Origin of the sequence: Streptomyces sp. NBC_01520, assembly GCF_045040375.1 — a bacterium.
In the GTDB taxonomy this organism is placed as follows: domain Bacteria; phylum Actinomycetota; class Actinomycetes; order Streptomycetales; family Streptomycetaceae; genus Streptomyces.
On record NZ_CP109404.1, the window covers coordinates 5,335,670 to 5,351,724 of the forward strand.

The following is a 16,055-nucleotide window of genomic DNA, read 5'->3' on the forward strand; positions in this document are numbered from 1 at the left end:
GGTCGGCGGGGTCCCGTAGTGTTGCACTCACAACGACGCGGGGTGGAGCAGCTCGGTAGCTCGCTGGGCTCATAACCCAGAGGTCGCAGGTTCAAATCCTGTCCCCGCTACTGAAAACAGAGGCCCGGATCCTTCCAAGGATCCGGGCCTCTGTCATGTGCCCGCGAACAGGTGGACGGACACGAAGGGCGAAACGCGCCGGCCCCGGCGGTGCCCGCCGGGGCCGATGGGTGCAGGGTGTGGCGCTCAGGCAGTGGCGGCGCAGTTCGGGCAGATGCCGCGGTAGGTGACTTCGACGCCCGAGACGGTGAAGCCGAAGCGCTCGGCGGCCGGAAGATCGGCCAGCGGATCACCCGAAGGGTGGACGTCCCGGATCGCGCCGCACCGCGCGCACACCAGGTGGTGGTGGGGGCGATGCGCGTTCGGGTCGTACCGCTTGGCCCGGCGGTCGGTGGTGACCTCGATGACCTCACCGAGGGACACCATCTCGCCCAGCGTGTTGTACACCGTGGCGCGGGAGATCTCCGGCAGCCGGTCGGCAGCCTTCGCGTGGACCTCGTCGGCCGTCAGGTGTACATGGTCCCCGTCGAGGACCTCGGCCACGACGCGCCGCTGCGCCGTCATGCGCCAGCCGCGTCCGCGCAGTCGTTCCAGGAGGTCACTCATGGGATCCAGCCTAACAGCGCGGGAACCAGGTCCCGATTGGGTGTGATTCTGGATATCTGCCGGACTTGGACGGCATCCACTACGACATCCACCGCAGCGTGCCTCCGACGGATCCGGCCCGCAGCCGGTCGCCGGGCCTGGTCGCGAGGGCTCTCAGAGGGGCAGTGCGGCGGGGCGCCGCCTGGTGGGAGCCCAGCACCGGATGATGTCGCGCACCGAGACGATGCCCACGGGGCCGTTGTCGTCCAGCACGATCAGATGCCGGAAACCGCCGTGTGTCATGGCCTCCGCGGCCTCCTCGAGTGTCCAGGCGGGAGAGGCGAAGACGACGTCCGTGGTGGTGTGGGTGGACGCGATCTCGGTATCAGGGTCCTGGCCGGAACCGACCGCGTCGAGGATGTCGCGTTCGGTGATGATCCCGAGGCCGCAGGTGTCCGGATCGTGGACGACAGCTGCTCCGATGCGGCGGGCCGACATCAGCCGGGCCGCCTCCCGGAGCGTGTGGGCCGGGCCGATGGTGAGGACCAGCGTGCTCATGGCGTCTCGGACGAGCATGAAGGGAGCCACCTCCTTCGGAAAGTGATCCGTGACGCGACCCTCGTGAGTCGATTCACAAGTTCACAAGTGGGGGGACTCTCAGAGTTGCACCCGCGAGGGAACTGGACAAGGGGTGGGAGGGGTGGGCTTCCTAGTACCTCTGGTTGAGATAGCCGAGCAGCTCGTGGTGCAGCAGTCCGTTGGAGGCCGCCGCGTTGCCGCCGCCGGGGCCGGAGACGCCGTCCAGGCTGGTGAAGAGCCCGCCCGCCTCCTGGACGATGATCGCGTTCGCCGCCATGTCCCACAGGGAGAGCTCCGGCTCCGCACAGATGTCCACCGATCCTTCGGCAACCATCATGTACGGCCAGAAGTCCCCGTACCCGCGGGTGCGCCAGCAGGCCCGCGTCAGGTCCATGAAGCCGTCGAGCCGGCCCTGCTCCTCCCAGCCGGTCAGCGAGGAGTACGCGAGTGAGGAGTCCGCGATCCGCTCGACCTTCGACACCTGCAGCCGGGTCGCGGAGGTGAGGCTGCGGCCGGAGAACGCGCCGGCGCCCTTCGCCGCCCACCAGCGGCGGCTCAGCGCCGGGGCGGACACGACGCCTACCACCGGCTGGAAGCCGTCCTCGCCCGCTTCCATCAGCGAGATCAACGTCGCCCAGACGGGCACGCCGCGTACGTAGTTCTTGGTGCCGTCGATCGGGTCGATGACCCAGCGCCGCGGACCCGTGCCCTCGATCCCGTACTCCTCGCCCAGGATCGCGTCGCGCGGCCGTGCCCGGTGCAGGTGCCCGCGGATCAGCTCCTCGGCGTGCTTGTCGGCCTCGCTCACCGGGGTCATGTCCGGCTTGGTCTCGACCTTGAGGTCCAGAGCCTTGAACCGGTCCATCGTCGCCGCGTCGGCGGCGTCCGCCAGTACGTGGGCAAGGCGCAGATCATCGTGGTAATCGGGCATGCCGTCACAGTATCCACAGGTACCCGTCCGGGCTACACGGCCCCGGGCCGGGCGCCGTCCCGTGCGCGAACCCTTGACAGCACCCGGTGGCGCGTCAACTCTGAACCGCAGATCCCCCGGCGCGGGAGGCGACGATGCCCACAGCGCGAGAAGCCCTGCTGGACGCCGCTCTCTCGGCGCTCTCCGCCCGGCCGTGGACCACGGTGCGGATGGTCGACGTGGCGGTGGCCGCCGGGGTGTCCCGGCAGACCCTCTACAACGAGTTCGGCAGCAAGGACGGTCTCGCCCGCGCCCTGCTCCGGCGGGCCGCCGACAGCTATCTGACCGGCGCCGCACGGGCTCTGGACGCGCGTGGCGACCTGGGGGACGGCCCGACGGAGCTCGCTCTCTGGACGGTCCGGGCCGCCCGGGCGAACGTACTGGTCAAAGCACTGCTCACCGGCGCCTGGGAGGACCGCTTACCGCGACCGGGAGAACCGCGACCGGGGAGACCGGGGCCGGTGGAACCGCGACCGGGAGAACCACGGCCAGGCAGACCGCGCCCCGGAGAGCTGGGGCCGCCGCCGGTCGTCACCGCCCGGCGCCCTGCCGACGCCGTACCGCCGACGCCCGCGGAACTGCTCGTGACGGTCCGGGACCGGGCGGTGGCCGCGCTGGCGCACGGGCGCCCGCAGGAGGCCGCGGACCTGGAGGTGGCCTGCGAGATCGCACTCCGGCTCGCCCTCTCGTACGCGATGGTGCCGCCGGTCACCGCACCGTCACCCATGGGTTCGGACGCGGTTTCGCTGCTCCGGGAGGCCCTGGCACGCCACGCGCCGGGGCGCCTCACGGGGCGCGAACGGTGTCAGTGCGAGGAGCCGGACAGCTGCAGACCGATCACGCCGACGATCACCAGCGAGATGGACACCAGTTTGAGGGTGGAGACCACGTCGTCGAGGAAGACCATCCCGTAGATCGCGGTCCCTGCCGCGCCGATGCCGGTCCACACCGCGTACGCGGGGCCGACATCGAGCTTCTTGAGTGACAGCGTCAGCAGACCGAAGCTCCCGAGGGCGAACACGCAGAACGCGACCGTCGGCCACAGCCGGGTGAATCCGTGCGAGAGCTTCAGACACACGGCGAAACCGGTCTCCAGCAGTCCTGCGACCACGACCAGCAACCACGCCATTGTCAGGTGCCTCCCACATTGGTGACTGCTTCGTCTCGCTTGACGCGATTATGCCCTTACCAGTCGTGAGAGCTCGCAAACGTGCGCGAGTCGGGCAGTCCTGCCGTCAGTCCCCCTCGCGCCGCTCCCGCGTCGCGAGCAGCCGCCGCAGCGAGTCGAGCCGCGCCGGATCCGCGTGCCCCTCCGTCACCCAGGCGTCCAGGGCGCACTCCGTCTGCTGGCTGTCGTGGGTGCAGCCCCGCGGGCAGTTCTCCGCGCCCGGCTGCAGATCGGGGAACGCGTTGATGACCCGGGACGGATCGACGTGGTGCAGCCCGAACGACCGTACGCCCGGGGTGTCGACCACCCAGCCGCGGCCGTCCGGCAGCGGCAGCGCGAGCGCCGACGTCGTGGTGTGCCTGCCGCGCCCCGTGACGGCGTTGACCACCCCGGTCGTCCGCCGTCTGTCCTTCGGTACCAGCGCGTTGACCAGCGTCGTCTTCCCGACCCCGGAGTGCCCGACGAAGGCGGTCACCCGGTCGTTGAGCAGCTCCCGCACCCGGTCCGCGGCGTCGCCGTTCTCCAGCTCCTCGCGGCTGGTGACGATGAAGGGGACACCCAGCGGGGTGTACGCCCCCAGCAGCGCGTCCGGGGAGGCCAGGTCGGACTTGGTGAGGACGAGGAGCGGGGCGAGCCCGCCGTCGTACGCCGCCACCAGGCAGCGGTCGATCATGCGCGGCCGTGGCTCGGGATCGGCGAGCGCCGTGACGATGGCCAGCTGGTCGGCGTTGGCGACGACCACCCGCTCGTAGGGATCGTCGTCGTCCGCGGTGCGGCGCAGCACCGACCGGCGTTCACCGATCCGCACGATGCGGGCCAGTGTGTCCTTGTCGCCGGAGAGGTCGCCGACGATGGAGACCCAGTCGCCCACCACGGCGGCCTTGCGGCCCAGCTCGCGGGCCTTCATCGCCATCACGGTGCGGCCCTCGACGAGGCAGGTGAGCCGGCCGCGGTCGACCGTGAGGACCATGCCGTCCTGGGCGTCCTCGTGCTTGGGGCGGATGTGCGTACGAGGCCGGTTGCCCTTGCGGTTCGGGCGGACGCGGATGTCGTCCTCGTCGGGGTTCTTCCCGTAACGGCGCATGTCCTCAGGCCCCGTGCCTTCCCGGGGAGGAGGCCCCGAGCGCTCCGGGCGCGACCCCGGCCGTCTCCGGGGAGGCACCGAGCATGCCCGTCCACATCTCCGGGAAGTCCGGGAGGGTCTTGGCGGTCGTCCCGACGTTCTCGATCTCCACCCCGGCCACGGCGAGGCCGATGATCGCGCCCGCCGTCGCCATCCGGTGGTCGTCGTACGTGTGGAAGGTGCCGCCGTGCAGCGGACGCGGGTTGATCCGCAGCCCGTCGGCCGTCTCGGTCACGTCACCGCCGAGGGCGTTGATCTCCCTGGTGAGCGCGGCCAGCCGGTCCGTCTCGTGCAGCCGCAGATGCGCGACGCCGCTCAGCGTCGACGGGGAGTCGGCGAGGGCGGCGAGGGCCGCGATGCCCGGGGTGAGCTCACCGACCTCGCCCAGGTCGACGTCGATGCCGTGGATACTGCCCGAGCCCCGGAAGGTGAGACCCCGCTCGGTCAGCTCGCAGGTGCCACCCATTGCGGTGAAGATCTCGCGCAGCGCGTCACCCGGCTGGGTGGTCCGCAGCGGCCAGTCGGGGACGGTGACCCGGCCCCCGGTGACCAGAGCGGCAGCCAGGAAGGGCTGGGCGTTGGAGAGGTCGGGCTCGACGGTCAGGTCACGGCCGAGCAGGGCGGAGGGTGACACCCGCCAGACGTTGGGCTCGCCGCCCGTCTCCGGTTCGTCGACCTGGGCGCCGACCGCGCGCAGCATGTCGACGGTCATCCGGATGTGCGGCATGGAGGGGAGGGCCGAACCGGTGTGGCGTACCTCCACACCCTGGTTGAAGCGGGGCGCGGACAGCAGCAGCGCGGAGACGAACTGGGAGGACGAGGAGGCGTCGATCGCCACCGCGCCGCCGTCCAGCGCGCCGGCCCCGTGCACCGTCAGGGGCAGTGAGCCGCGTCCGTCGTCGTCGATCCTGGCGCCGAGGGCCCGGAGCGCGTCGATCACACCGTTCAGGGGGCGCTCGTAGGAGCGGGGGTCCCCGTCGAAGTGGACGGGCCCGTCGGAGAGACAGGCCACGGGCGGCAGGAAGCGCATGACCGTTCCCGCGTTGCCGACATCGACCGTCGCCGGGCCGTGCAGACCGGCCGGGATGACCCGCCAGGCCTCGCCCGAGCCGTCCGGACCGACGCCCTCCTCGATCCCGACGCCCATCGCACGCAGCGCCTGGGCCATCAGCAGGGTGTCCCGGGAGCGCAGCGGGCGGCGCAGCCAGCCCGGCTCGGAGGACAGGGAGGCCAGGACGAGGGCGCGGTTGGTGACGGACTTCGATCCGGGCACGGTGACGGTCGCGTCGACGGCTCCGGTCGCACGGGGAGCGGGCCAGAGGGCGGGGTGCACGGAGCTTTCGGTCATGCCCCTCACTTTAGTGGCTCAGCGCAATCCCGGATCCTGAACAAATAGGCAGAAACCCGGGCGTAATACAAGGGTGGTAGGGGGCTGTGGGCCGTCACAGTCCGAGCAGCCAGCGTCCGCCGCCGATCAGTGCGCAGAGCGACACCGAATGGAAGAGGAACAGCCAGACCGCGGCAGGCGCCTGGGTCAGCCGGGCGAGCTGGTCGGCGTCCGAGTCGGGCGCCCCGCCGAACCGCCGCTTGGACTGCAGCTCGAACGCCGGACGGACCCCGCCCGACAGCAGGAACCACACCACCGTGTAGGCGAACGCCGACTGCACCTGGGCCGAGGTCAGCCAGGAGATCAGCAGGAAGGCCGTGCCCGTGAGGATGACCGTCAGGGCTCCGTACAGATTGCGGATCATCACCAGCATCACGGCGAGCAGCGCCGTCGCCAGCCACAGCAGGAGTGTGATCCGGCCGTTGGTCAGCAGCCAGGCGCCGCCGAGGCCGAGCAGGGGAGGCGCCGTGTAGCCGGCCGCCGCCGTGAGGATCATGCCGACGCCGGTCGGCTTGCCGCGGCTGACGGTCAGGCCACTGGTGTCCGAGTGCAGCCGGATACCGGACAGCTGCCGGCCGGTGAGCAGGGCGACCAGTCCGTGGCCGCCCTCGTGCGCGATGGTGATCGCGTTGCGGGAGAGCCGCCATATGAAGTTCGGCACGACGGCGATCAGCGCCACGGTGGCCGTCACGACCACCAGCCACTGCTCGGGGGCGGGCTGGGTCCCGAAGACGCGATCCCACAGATCGCCCAGATCGGTGCTGTCCATGGTGCGGGCGGCTCCTTGAGGTACTTGAGGGATTGGTGTCCACTCGGCGTGAGGGTCGTGGCAGTCTGGCACCTATGTGCGGACGGTATGCGGCGAGTCGGCGGCCGGAGGATCTGACCGGGCTCTTCGGGGTGCAGAAGTGGGAACCCACCGAGACCCTGGAGCCCGACTGGAACGTGGCGCCGACCAAGGAGGTCTACGCGGTTCTGGAGCGTCCTGTTAAGGACGCGGACGACCAGCGTCCGGTTCGCCAGTTGCGTGCCCTGAAATGGGGCCTCGTACCGTCCTGGTCGAAGTCGCCCGAAGGTGGCGCCCGCATGATCAACGCCCGTGCCGAGACGGTGCACGAGAAGCCCTCCTTCCGCCGCCCCTTCGTCTCCCGGCGCTGCATCCTGCCCGCCGACGGCTACTACGAGTGGGTCACCGGGGCCGACGAGCGGCAGCTGGAGGAGAAGGGCAAGAAGAAGCGGCCCCGCAAGCAGCCGTACTTCGTGACGCCCGCCGACGGTTCGGTCTTCGCGATGGCCGGGCTGTACGAGTTCTGGCGCGACCGGACCCTGCCCGACGACCACCCGCAGGCCTGGTGGGTGACCTGCTCCGTGATCACCACCGAGGCGGAGACGTCCCCGCTCGCCGTCGCCCCCGCCGAGGGCCCGGCGGCCCTCGCCGACATCCATCCCCGGATGCCCCTGATGCTGACCCCGGACCGCTGGGACGACTGGCTCGACCCGGCGCGCACCGACATCGGGGAGCTGAAGGCGCTGCTGGACCCGCCGCCCGGCGGGCTGATGCGCGCCTACCCGGTGCCCACCGCCGTCAGCAACGTCCGCAACAACGGCCCGGAACTGCTGGAGGAGCTCGCCGCGCCTGAGGTGAGCACCCTGTTCTGACCCGGCAGGATGGATTCCGTGAGCCGCACAGGAACAGCGCAGAGGACCGAGACCGTCGAGACGGACGCCGGAGCGGCCAGGATCACCTGGCATCCCGCGAAGGACGCCCGGCTGGTGCTCGCCGTCAGCCACGGGGCCGGCGGCGGCATCGAGGCCCCGGACCTCCAGGCCCTCGCCGCGGCGCTGCCCGGACACCGGGTGACCGTCGCCCTGGTGGAGCAGCCGTGGCGGGTGGCGGGGAAGAAGCTCGCACCGGCGCCCAAGACCCTGGACACCGGATGGCGCGGACTGTGGCCCTCCCTGGCCGCCCCCGGCCTGCCCGTGGTGGCCGGGGGGCGCAGCGCGGGGGCCCGGGTGGCCTGCCGCACGGCGGCCGGCCTGGGCGCCCGCGCGGTCCTGGCGCTGAGCTTCCCGCTGCACCCGCCGGGCAGGCCGGAGAAGTCGCGCGAGGACGAACTGCTCGGTGCGGGCGTGCCCACCCTCGTGGTGCAGGGCGGGCGTGACCCGTTCGGGCGCCCGGAGGAGTTCCCCGCGGGCGGGCACGAGATCGTCGAGGTGCCGCACGGCGACCACGGCTTCGCCGTACCGAAGAGGGCGCCGCTGACCCGGGATCAGGCGATGGATCTGCTCACCGCGGCGGTGGCCGAATGGCTGGACCGGCTCGCGTGGAGGTGATGTGCCCCACGTGTCCAGGGACCCCGCGGCGGCCCCGGGAATGCGGCGTGCGGGGCGGCTGTTGTTCGGGACGTCGGTACAACAACGTCGTACGTGGAGAGGGAGTCCGTCGCATGGGTTCGACCATCTGCCCGCAGCGCTCGAACACCACTGACCTGGAGTGGACGGTGCTGCACGCGGGCAAGACCGCTCCCGAGCGTGCCCTGAGCGGACCGGATCGGCAGCCCGCGAAGAAGCAAGGTCGACTATTCTCCGATGCGAGCGGGTCCGGTTTCGGCTCCGCCACATCGTTGGAGGAGGTGGGTCCGGTCACTGGGACCGACACAGGGACCGACGACGGCCGTGCCGAGGAGACGACTGCCGAGCGCAACGCGCGCTTCGAGCGGGACGCCCTCGGATTTCTCGACCAGATGTACTCGGCGGCACTGCGCATGACGCGCAACCCCGCCGATGCCGAGGACCTGGTCCAGGAGACGTATGCCAAGGCGTACGGCTCCTTCCACCAGTTCCGTGAGGGCACCAACCTCAAGGCGTGGATGTACCGCATCCTCACGAACACCTTCATCAACTCGTACCGCAAGAAGCAGCGCGAACCTCAGCGGAGTGCCGCCGAGGAGATCGAGGACTGGCAGCTGGCACGTGCCGAGTCGCACATGTCCACGGGTCTGCGCTCGGCGGAGTCCCAGGCCCTCGACCACCTGCCGGACTCCGACGTGAAGTCCGCACTGCAGTCGATCCCCGAAGAGTTCCGCATCGCCGTGTATCTCGCCGACGTGGAGGGCTTTGCCTACAAGGAGATCGCGGACATCATGGGGACACCCATCGGTACGGTGATGTCCCGCCTGCACCGGGGACGCCGCCAGCTGCGCGGCATGCTCGAGGACTACGCGCGCGAGCGCGGGCTCGTCCCGGCCGGAGCCGGTGAGTCGGACGACAGGAAAGGCTCGACCTCATGAGCTGCGGAGAGCCGCACGAGACGGATTGCTCAGAGGTTCTCGATCATCTCTACGAGTTTCTCGACCATGAGATGCCCGAGGGCGACTGCACCAAGTTCGAGGTGCATTTCGAGGAGTGCTCCCCGTGCCTGGAGAAATACGGCCTGGAGCAGGCCGTGAAGAAGCTGGTGAAGCGCTGCTGCGGCCAGGACGACGTCCCGACCGATCTGCGCTCCAAGGTGATGGGACGGATCGATCTGATCCGTTCGGGGCAGGCCGTTCCTGAGCAGGACGTCGCCCTGGGCGGCGTGGACCGGCCGGCCGCCACCGCCGAGTGACGGCCGCCGTTCACCTCTTCGTCGGCAGCCGCACCCCTGGTCGTGTCACCCGAATGTGCTAATCCGGCCCGTCCGGGCACTTCCCCACCCCCAACTCGCTAGCCTGGCGCCCTCATTGACCAGGCTGGGGGCGGGCGGTACGGGTGAGGACCACACCGGGGGCGGCGCGTGCCTACATCCTGTGCGCGGTGGTCTGCGCCGTCGTCTGCGCCCGCTCCGCACTGTTTCCCGGGGCCACCACGCCCTGGGGCACGCTCGGGCTCCTCGCCGCGCTGTACCTGGCCTGTGAACTGCCGGGCCGCTGCCCCTTCTTCGGCGGCTCCGTACCGGTCAGTGCCGGATCGTTCTTCCCGCTCCTGCTGGCCGCGGCCTTCCTGCTGCCGCCGGCCGCCGCCGTCCTGGTGTCGGTCCCCGGCTCGCTGGCCGGCCGGGTCGAGCAGCCGCCCGCGACGGCCCGTCGTGTCTGGCGGGCGGCGCAGCTCGCCCTGACCGTGGGCGCGGCCTCCTGGACTTACGCGTCCCTGGGGGGTCCGGCGACCCTCGGCGGTACCGACGGCGGGGCCTTCCCCGATCTCCCGTACGCCCTGCTCCCCGCCTGCGCCACGGCGCTCGTCTTCAGTGCCGTCCTGGCTGCCCTGGACGGCGGCATCCTCGCCACGGCCGAGCGTGTCGCCGTCCGGCACGCCTGGCGGGGGCTGCTGGCGCGTTCCGTGGGACCGCACCTGGTGCACGCGCTCGCCGGGCTGATGATGGCGATCCTCTGGCGCAGCTCGTACGGGCCGGTGTCCGCGCTGGTCGTCGTGCTCCCGATGTACATCTCCTGCTGGGTGTTCGCCCAGTACCACCGCGAGCACGCCGCGCACCGAGCCACCATCAGGGCACTCGTCCAGGCCGTCGACATCAAGGACGGATACACCCGGGGGCACAGCGAGCGGGTGGGCCGTGCCTCCGAGCTGATCGCCCGTGAGATCGGCATGGAGGGGGAGCGCATGGAAGCGCTCCGGTTCGCCGGCATCCTGCACGACGTCGGCAAGCTCGGTGTCCCCACGCGGGTCCTGCGCAAGGACGGACCGCTCACCCCCGAGGAACGCCGGGTCATCGAGCTGCATCCGGAGTACGGGCACGAGATCGTCCGGGGCATCGGCTTCCTCGACGAGGCCCGTGCCGCGATCCTGCACCACCACGAGCGGCTCGACGGCAGCGGATACCCCTACGGACTCGCCGGGGACCAGATCCCGGAATTCGCCCGGGTCGTGGCCGTCGCGGACGCCTTCGACGCGATGACCTCGACCCGCTCCTACCGGCGGGGCCGGCCGGTACCGGCGGCGGTGGAGGAACTGGAACGCTGCGCAGGCAGCCAGTTCGATCCGCAGATGGTACGGGCGCTGGCCCGCGCCCTGGACCGGCACGGCTGGTCCGCCCAGGCCAACACGGTCACCTCCGACGAGCGGCCGGCCGGACTGCCGCGCCCGCGCTCCGGGGATCAGCCGCCCGCGCCGGCCGGAACGACGGACCGGCCGGGACGGCGGCCCCGGTGACCCCGCTGTGCCGTCCCGCGTCGCCCCCCTCCGTGCTCGCGGTGCGCGGCGCCGCACTGCTCCTCGCCGTCGTCGCGCTCGGGCACACCCTGTGGAACGGCGTCGTCGAGCCCGGCCACGCCCTCGCCTTCGGGGTCCTCGTCACCGTCGGTGAGCTGGCCCGCTGGGGTTCCCTGCCCGGCGAGCGCGAGCCCGCGCCCCTCGGGGCGGCCGGCGCCCTGGCGTACGCACTGCTCGGACGCAGCGGCGGGGAGCCCACCTCGCACGGGGTCTTCCAGGTGGTCACCGTCGTCGTGGCGGCCCAGCTGCTCGCCTCCGTGCCGCACACGGCGCGCGGCAACGGCCCCGGGCCCGACCGGGTGGCCCGCCGCGTACTGGCCGTGGGCTTCGCCGCCGTGTGCTTCCAGCCGCTCTCCAACTCGGGACGGTCGGTGCGCTGGTTCGGAGAGGGGCTGTACTTCGCCCTCTTCCTGATCCTGCTGCTGGCCCTCACCGCCCTGTGCGACGCGGTACTCGCCGCCCTCACGGCGGGGACCCCCCGCCCGTTCGGTCCGCTGCTCCGCGACGAGCTCCGGGCACTCAGCGGCATCGGCTCGGCCGTCTGCGCGACCGGCGCGGTGATGGCGCTCGGGGTCGCCGTGGCCGGACTGTGGGCGCTGCCCCTGCTGTGCGTACCGCTGCTGCTCACCCAGGTGTCCTTCCGCCGCTACGCCGCCGTCCGCACGACCTACCGGCAGACCATCGCCTCGCTGGCCCGGTCCACGGAGATCGCCGGATACACCCCGCACGGGCACGCCCGCAGGGTGGCCGAGCTTTCCACCGCCGTGGGGCGGGAGCTGGGGCTCGCCGGTCCCGAGCTGTCCGTCCTGGAGTACGCGGCGCTGATGCACGACATCGGCCAGCTCTCGCTCGTGGACCCGGTGCCCGACGGCGCGACCGCCCGCCTCCCGCCCGCCGAGCAGCGGCGGATCGCGCTGCTCGGCGGTGCGGTGGTCCGGCAGACCGGGGTGGACACCGCGGTGGCCGTGGTGGTGGAACAGCAGGCCGATCCGTACCGGGACCAGCCGACCGCCGCCAGGATCGTCCGTGCGGTCAACGCGTACGACGACCTGCGCGGGGAGGGCGCCGGGGGGCCTCTGGGGGCGCTGGAGCAGCTCAGGCTCGGCACCGGACGCGACTACCAGCCGCAGGTCGTGGAAGCGCTGGCCAGAGTTCTGGCGCGTGGCGGTCTTACCTCGGTCCGGCCTGGGTAACCCATGGGTAATGAGCGGGCGTCCGGCCGGGCATGGTTGGATGCGAAGAGAGCGGAAAACGAGGGTGTCCAGTCGGGACAGGCGGGAATCGTGAGGATCTTCGGGAAGGTACGGCATCGGCCGTCCGCCTCTTGGCGGCAGGCCACGGACCGCGCGTTCACGCTGATCGGCGACGGCCGGTACGAGGACGCGGGGGCGCTGCTGACACGTGCGGCGGACCTGGAGCCCTGGCTCTCCGAGTCCTGGTTCAATCTGGCGCTGCTGCACAAGTTCCGGCACGACTGGGAGCAGGCGAGGGCCGCGGGTCTACGGGCGGTCGCCCTGCTCGACCGGGAGTCCGGGGCGCCGGACTGGTGGAACGTCGGGATCGCGGCCACCGCGCTGCAGGACTGGCCGCTGGCGCGCCGGGCCTGGCAGGCGTACGGGCTGAAGGTGCCGGGCAGCGGCCAGCACAACGCCGCGTCCAACAGCGAGCCGACGGGCATGGAGCTCGGCAGCGCGGCGGTGCGGCTGTCGCCCGAGGGCGAGGCCGAGGTCGTCTGGGGCCGCAGGCTCGATCCGGCACGGCTGGAAGTGCTGTCGATCCCGCTGCCGTCCTCCGGCCGGCGCTGGGGCGAGGTCGTCCTGCACGACGGGGTGCCGAACGGCGAGCGGATCACGGCGGCCGGGCCGTCCTACCCGGTCTTCGACGAGATCGAGCTGTGGGCGCCCTCTCCCGTACCCACCTGGGTGGTGCTCCTGGAGGCCGCCACCGAGGACGACCGGGACGCGCTGGAGCGGCTCGCGTCCGATGCCGGGTTCGCCGCCGAGGACTGGTCGTCCTCCGTACGGCTGCTCTGCCGGGCCTGTTCGGAGAGCCGGATGGAGAGCGACGAGGGTGACGGGGAGCATCTGGACCCGCATGATCACAGCGAGCCGGGACATCCGGGGCCGCTGGGCCACCGCACCGCGGGTGCCCTGTGGGTTCCGGAGCGTGAGTGCGGTATAGCGGCGCCCGCAGGGCTGGTGCGAGGACTGCTGGACGGCTGGGTCGCGGACAGTCCGGACAGCCGCGAGTGGCGGGATCTGGAAGAAGTCTGCTGACAGGTGCCCGTAGGCTGTACGGGCATCGATTCCGGTGCGGTTCTCACGGGTTTCAGGTTTGCAGGAAGGCGTACGGCGGACATGTCGCAGCAGGAGACGGACGAGCAGGTCGGCGTGGACGACGAGGGGTTCCTCGTGGACACCGAGGACTGTGAGGCGCGCGAGGCGGCGTACCGCGAGCGCGGCACCTCCCGCCCGATCACGGTCGTGGGCAACCCGGTCCTGCACAAGGAGTGCAAGGACGTCACGGATTTCGGCGCCGACCTCGGGCAGCTGATCGACGACATGTTCGCAAGCCAGCGGACGGCGGAGGGCGTGGGCCTGGCCGCCAACCAGATCGGTGTGGACCTCAAGGTCTTCGTCTACGACTGCATGGACGACGACGGGGTGCGGCACGTGGGCGCGATCTGCAACCCGGTGCTGGAGGAGCTGGCACCGGAGCAGCGTCACCTCGACGACTCCAACGAGGGCTGCCTCTCCGTCCCCACGGCATACGCGGCACTCGCCCGCCCCGACTACGCGGTGGTGCGCGGCCAGGACGCCCGGGGCAACGCGGTGAAGGTGCGGGGCAACGGCTACTTCGCGCGCTGCCTCCAGCACGAGACGGACCACCTGTACGGCTACCTGTACATCGACCGGCTCTCGAAGCGGGACCGCAAGGACGCGCTGAAGCAGATGGCGGAGGGCACGCCGCGCTACGAGATCGTCCCGAACGCCTGATCCGTCCCAGGAAGGGCCCCGCTCCGGAATGCCGGAGCGGGGCCCTTCCCCGTTGCCGGAGCTGTTGCAGGGGTGGCAGCAAGATGCCAACGGGCGTTACCCAGGATGTAGTTGACGCGCGTCGACTCGTCCGACAGGCTCACTTCGACAGCTCACCGTGATTGGGAGATCCCATGCTCAGACGTTCCGCACACCTGCTGCTCGGCCTTGTCATGACCATGGCTTTCGCTCTGGGTGGAGCCCTGGTCACCGCGGGTACCGCGCAGGCAGACGGCTGCTACACATGGAGCCGTACCCTTTCGCCCGGTGCCACGGGCAATGACGTCACCCAGCTCCAGATCCGGGTCGCCGGCTACCCGGGCTACAACTCCGTGCTCGCCATCGACGGCTCGTACGGCCCCGCCACCACCGCCGCGGTCAAGCGCTTCCAGGCGGCCTACGGCCTCGCGGCGGACGGCATCGCGGGCCCGGCCACTCAGTCCAAGCTCTACGCGCTCCAGGACGACGACTGCACCCCGATCCACTTCACGTACCCCGAGCTGAACCAGTGCAACAGCACCTGGGCCGGTGGTGCGGTCGCCGCGGGCACGGCCAAGGCCAACGCCCTGAGCTCCATGTGGAAGCTGGAGGCACTCCGGCACGCGCTCGGTGACCAGTCCATCCGCGTCACCAGCGGCTTCCGGTCCTACTCGTGCAACTCCGCGGTGGGCGGGGCGTCGAACAGCCGCCATCTGTACGGTGACGCGGTCGACCTCGGCTCCGGACCGCATTCCCTGTGCACCATCGCCAAGCAGGCCCGCTACCACGGGTTCAACGGGATCCTCGGCCCGGGCTACGCCGGGCACAGCGACCACATCCACGTGAACCAGGGACCGAGCCACTTCTGGTCGGCCTCGCAGTGCGGCATCTGACCGCACGCCCGTAGCGGATCCGGCCCCGCCGGGGTGATCACCTGATCACTTCGGCGGGGCCGCTTCCTGTCAGGCCGCCTCGGTCGGGGCGGCCGGTCACCGGAAGGTGCGGCGGTAGGCGTTCGGGGTGGTGCCCAGCGAGCGGACGAACCGATGAAGCAGTGCCGCCGCGTTCCCGAAGCCGGTCCGCCCCGCGATCATGTCCATGGTCTCGTCCGAGCTCTCCAGCAGGTGCTGTGCCAGCAGCACGCGCTGTCGCAGCAGCCGGCGGTACGGCGTGGTGCCCGTCTCCTGCTGGAAGCGGCGCGCGAAGGTGCGGGGCGACATGTGGGACTGGGCGGCCGGCCGCTCCACGGTCATCTCCTCGTCGGGGTGGCGCTCCATCCACGCGAGCGTCTCCCCGACGTGTCGCAGCGGGTGCGGGGGAGCGGGCGCTTGGGTTCTGCGCCCGGCCGCCGTCCCGGTGCGGCGGCGCGACCATGCGCCGGGCGATGGCGTTCGCGACGGCGGGGCCGTGTGCCTGGCGGACCAGGTGCAGGCAGGCGTCGATCCCCGCCGCCGTGCCCGCCGAGGTGATGACCGCCCCCTCGTCCACGTAGAGCACGTCGGGCTCCACGACGGCCTTCGGAAGCGCCGGGCCGGCTCGCCCGCGTGCCGCCAGCGGGTGGTGCGGCGGCCGTCCAGGAGTCCGGCCGCGCCGAGGCCGTACGCGCCGAGCGGACGCTCAGCACCCGCGCGCCGCGTGCCACGGCCAGGCGCAGCGCCTCCAGGACCTCCTCCGGATGGTCCCGCTCCATGAAGTGGCCCCGCCGGGACGGCGACGAGGTCCGCCTCCTCCAGCCGGCCGAACCCGTGGGGCGTGCCGGTGGAGAACCCGGTATGGGTCTTCAGGACCGGGCCCTCCGCGGAGACGACGGCGAAGTCGTGGACGGGAGACCGTCGTCGGACCGGTCGAGCCCGAACACCTCGCACAGCACGCCGAGTTCGAAGGGGTGCATCTCGTCGAGCAGCGGAACGGCGACATTCTTCGGCATGACGCCGGTGTGGCAGTAATTCGATGCTGTGCGACAG

The 16,055-nt window shown here is 71.4% G+C and carries 17 protein-coding genes, 1 tRNA gene and 1 pseudogene; 11 read left to right on the forward strand and 8 right to left on the reverse strand.

What is annotated here, in order from left to right; translation table 11 throughout:
* Nucleotides 1-36: 36 nt before the first annotated feature.
* Nucleotides 37-110 (forward strand) — tRNA-Met (locus tag OG524_RS24415).
* 136 nt (nt 111-246) lie between these two features.
* On the opposite strand, the gene OG524_RS24420 is transcribed toward OG524_RS24415, so the two are convergent.
* The 3 genes from OG524_RS24420 to hisN all read right to left on the reverse strand — a co-directional run bounded on the left by OG524_RS24420 (nt 247) and on the right by hisN (nt 2,155).
* Nucleotides 247-666 carry a Fur family transcriptional regulator gene (locus OG524_RS24420; protein WP_405388722.1) on the reverse strand — a complete coding sequence of 140 codons (420 nt, stop codon included), beginning with the start codon at nt 664-666 and terminating at the stop codon, nt 247-249.
* 153 nt (nt 667-819) lie between these two features.
* Nucleotides 820-1,221 (reverse strand): cyclic nucleotide-binding/CBS domain-containing protein, encoded by a 402-nt coding sequence (locus OG524_RS24425; RefSeq protein ID WP_405388721.1) that lies wholly within the window; start codon nt 1,219-1,221, stop codon nt 820-822.
* A 133-nt stretch (nt 1,222-1,354) separates the two neighbouring features.
* Nucleotides 1,355-2,155, reverse strand: coding sequence for a histidinol-phosphatase (gene hisN, locus OG524_RS24430; RefSeq protein ID WP_405388720.1), 801 nt, complete (start codon nt 2,153-2,155; stop codon nt 1,355-1,357).
* A 134-nt stretch (nt 2,156-2,289) separates the two neighbouring features.
* Between hisN and OG524_RS24435 the strand changes: the two genes are divergently transcribed.
* A complete protein-coding gene (locus OG524_RS24435; protein WP_405388719.1) occupies nt 2,290-3,108 on the forward strand; it encodes a TetR family transcriptional regulator in 819 nt (272 codons plus the stop codon).
* Here the strand turns inward: OG524_RS24435 and OG524_RS24440 are convergent.
* From OG524_RS24440 to OG524_RS24455, 4 genes are all read right to left on the reverse strand, one after another.
* The gene (locus tag OG524_RS24440; RefSeq protein WP_114246542.1) at nt 3,000-3,323 is read right to left on the reverse strand and encodes a multidrug efflux SMR transporter; all 324 of its coding nucleotides are present in this window, start codon (nt 3,321-3,323) and stop codon (nt 3,000-3,002) included. The genes OG524_RS24435 and OG524_RS24440 overlap by 109 nt on opposite strands.
* Before the next feature lie 106 nt (nt 3,324-3,429).
* Nucleotides 3,430-4,446, reverse strand: coding sequence for a ribosome small subunit-dependent GTPase A (gene rsgA / locus OG524_RS24445; RefSeq protein ID WP_405811672.1), 1,017 nt, complete (start codon nt 4,444-4,446; stop codon nt 3,430-3,432).
* 4 nt (nt 4,447-4,450) lie between these two features.
* Nucleotides 4,451-5,833, reverse strand: a complete 1,383-nt coding sequence (gene aroA / locus OG524_RS24450) for a 3-phosphoshikimate 1-carboxyvinyltransferase (protein WP_405388717.1) — start codon at nt 5,831-5,833, stop codon at nt 4,451-4,453.
* Between the two features lie 94 nt (nt 5,834-5,927).
* Complete coding sequence (locus tag OG524_RS24455; protein ID WP_405388716.1) at nt 5,928-6,641, reverse strand: M50 family metallopeptidase; 714 nt, start codon at nt 6,639-6,641, stop codon at nt 5,928-5,930.
* Between the two features lie 74 nt (nt 6,642-6,715).
* Here OG524_RS24455 and OG524_RS24460 point away from each other — a divergent pair, with 74 nt between their 5' ends.
* The 9 genes from OG524_RS24460 to OG524_RS24500 all read left to right on the forward strand — a co-directional run bounded on the left by OG524_RS24460 (nt 6,716) and on the right by OG524_RS24500 (nt 14,984).
* The gene (locus OG524_RS24460) at nt 6,716-7,531 is read left to right on the forward strand and encodes an SOS response-associated peptidase (protein ID WP_405388715.1); all 816 of its coding nucleotides are present in this window, start codon (nt 6,716-6,718) and stop codon (nt 7,529-7,531) included.
* Between the two features lie 9 nt (nt 7,532-7,540).
* Entirely contained in the window at nt 7,541-8,206 is a 666-nt protein-coding gene (locus OG524_RS24465; protein WP_405388714.1) for an alpha/beta family hydrolase, read from the forward strand.
* 299 nt (nt 8,207-8,505) lie between these two features.
* Entirely contained in the window at nt 8,506-9,162 is a 657-nt protein-coding gene (locus OG524_RS24470; RefSeq protein ID WP_329215066.1) for a sigma-70 family RNA polymerase sigma factor, read from the forward strand.
* On the forward strand, nt 9,159-9,479 hold the full coding sequence (rsrA, locus tag OG524_RS24475; RefSeq protein WP_384496747.1) for a mycothiol system anti-sigma-R factor: 321 nt from the start codon (nt 9,159-9,161) through the stop codon (nt 9,477-9,479). Before OG524_RS24470 ends, rsrA begins: the two co-directional genes overlap by 4 nt.
* Nucleotides 9,480-9,622: 143 nt before the next feature.
* Nucleotides 9,623-11,017, forward strand: a complete 1,395-nt coding sequence (locus OG524_RS24480; protein ID WP_405811673.1) for an HD-GYP domain-containing protein — start codon at nt 9,623-9,625, stop codon at nt 11,015-11,017.
* Nucleotides 11,014-12,270 (forward strand): HD-GYP domain-containing protein, encoded by a 1,257-nt coding sequence (locus tag OG524_RS24485; protein ID WP_405388712.1) that lies wholly within the window; start codon nt 11,014-11,016, stop codon nt 12,268-12,270. The genes OG524_RS24480 and OG524_RS24485 overlap by 4 nt, the downstream gene beginning before the upstream one ends.
* A gap of 90 nt (nt 12,271-12,360) precedes the next feature.
* Nucleotides 12,361-13,353 (forward strand): tetratricopeptide repeat protein, encoded by a 993-nt coding sequence (locus OG524_RS24490; RefSeq protein ID WP_405388711.1) that lies wholly within the window; start codon nt 12,361-12,363, stop codon nt 13,351-13,353.
* Nucleotides 13,354-13,434: 81 nt separating this feature from the next.
* Nucleotides 13,435-14,073, forward strand: a complete 639-nt coding sequence (gene def, locus OG524_RS24495; RefSeq protein ID WP_405388710.1) for a peptide deformylase — start codon at nt 13,435-13,437, stop codon at nt 14,071-14,073.
* 173 nt (nt 14,074-14,246) lie between these two features.
* Nucleotides 14,247-14,984 (forward strand): D-Ala-D-Ala carboxypeptidase family metallohydrolase, encoded by a 738-nt coding sequence (locus OG524_RS24500; RefSeq protein WP_405388709.1) that lies wholly within the window; start codon nt 14,247-14,249, stop codon nt 14,982-14,984.
* Nucleotides 14,985-15,080: 96 nt separating this feature from the next.
* Here OG524_RS24500 and OG524_RS24505 read toward each other — a convergent pair.
* Nucleotides 15,081-16,018 (reverse strand): annotated as a pseudogene (locus OG524_RS24505) (GlxA family transcriptional regulator).
* Nucleotides 16,019-16,055 lie beyond the last annotated feature (37 nt).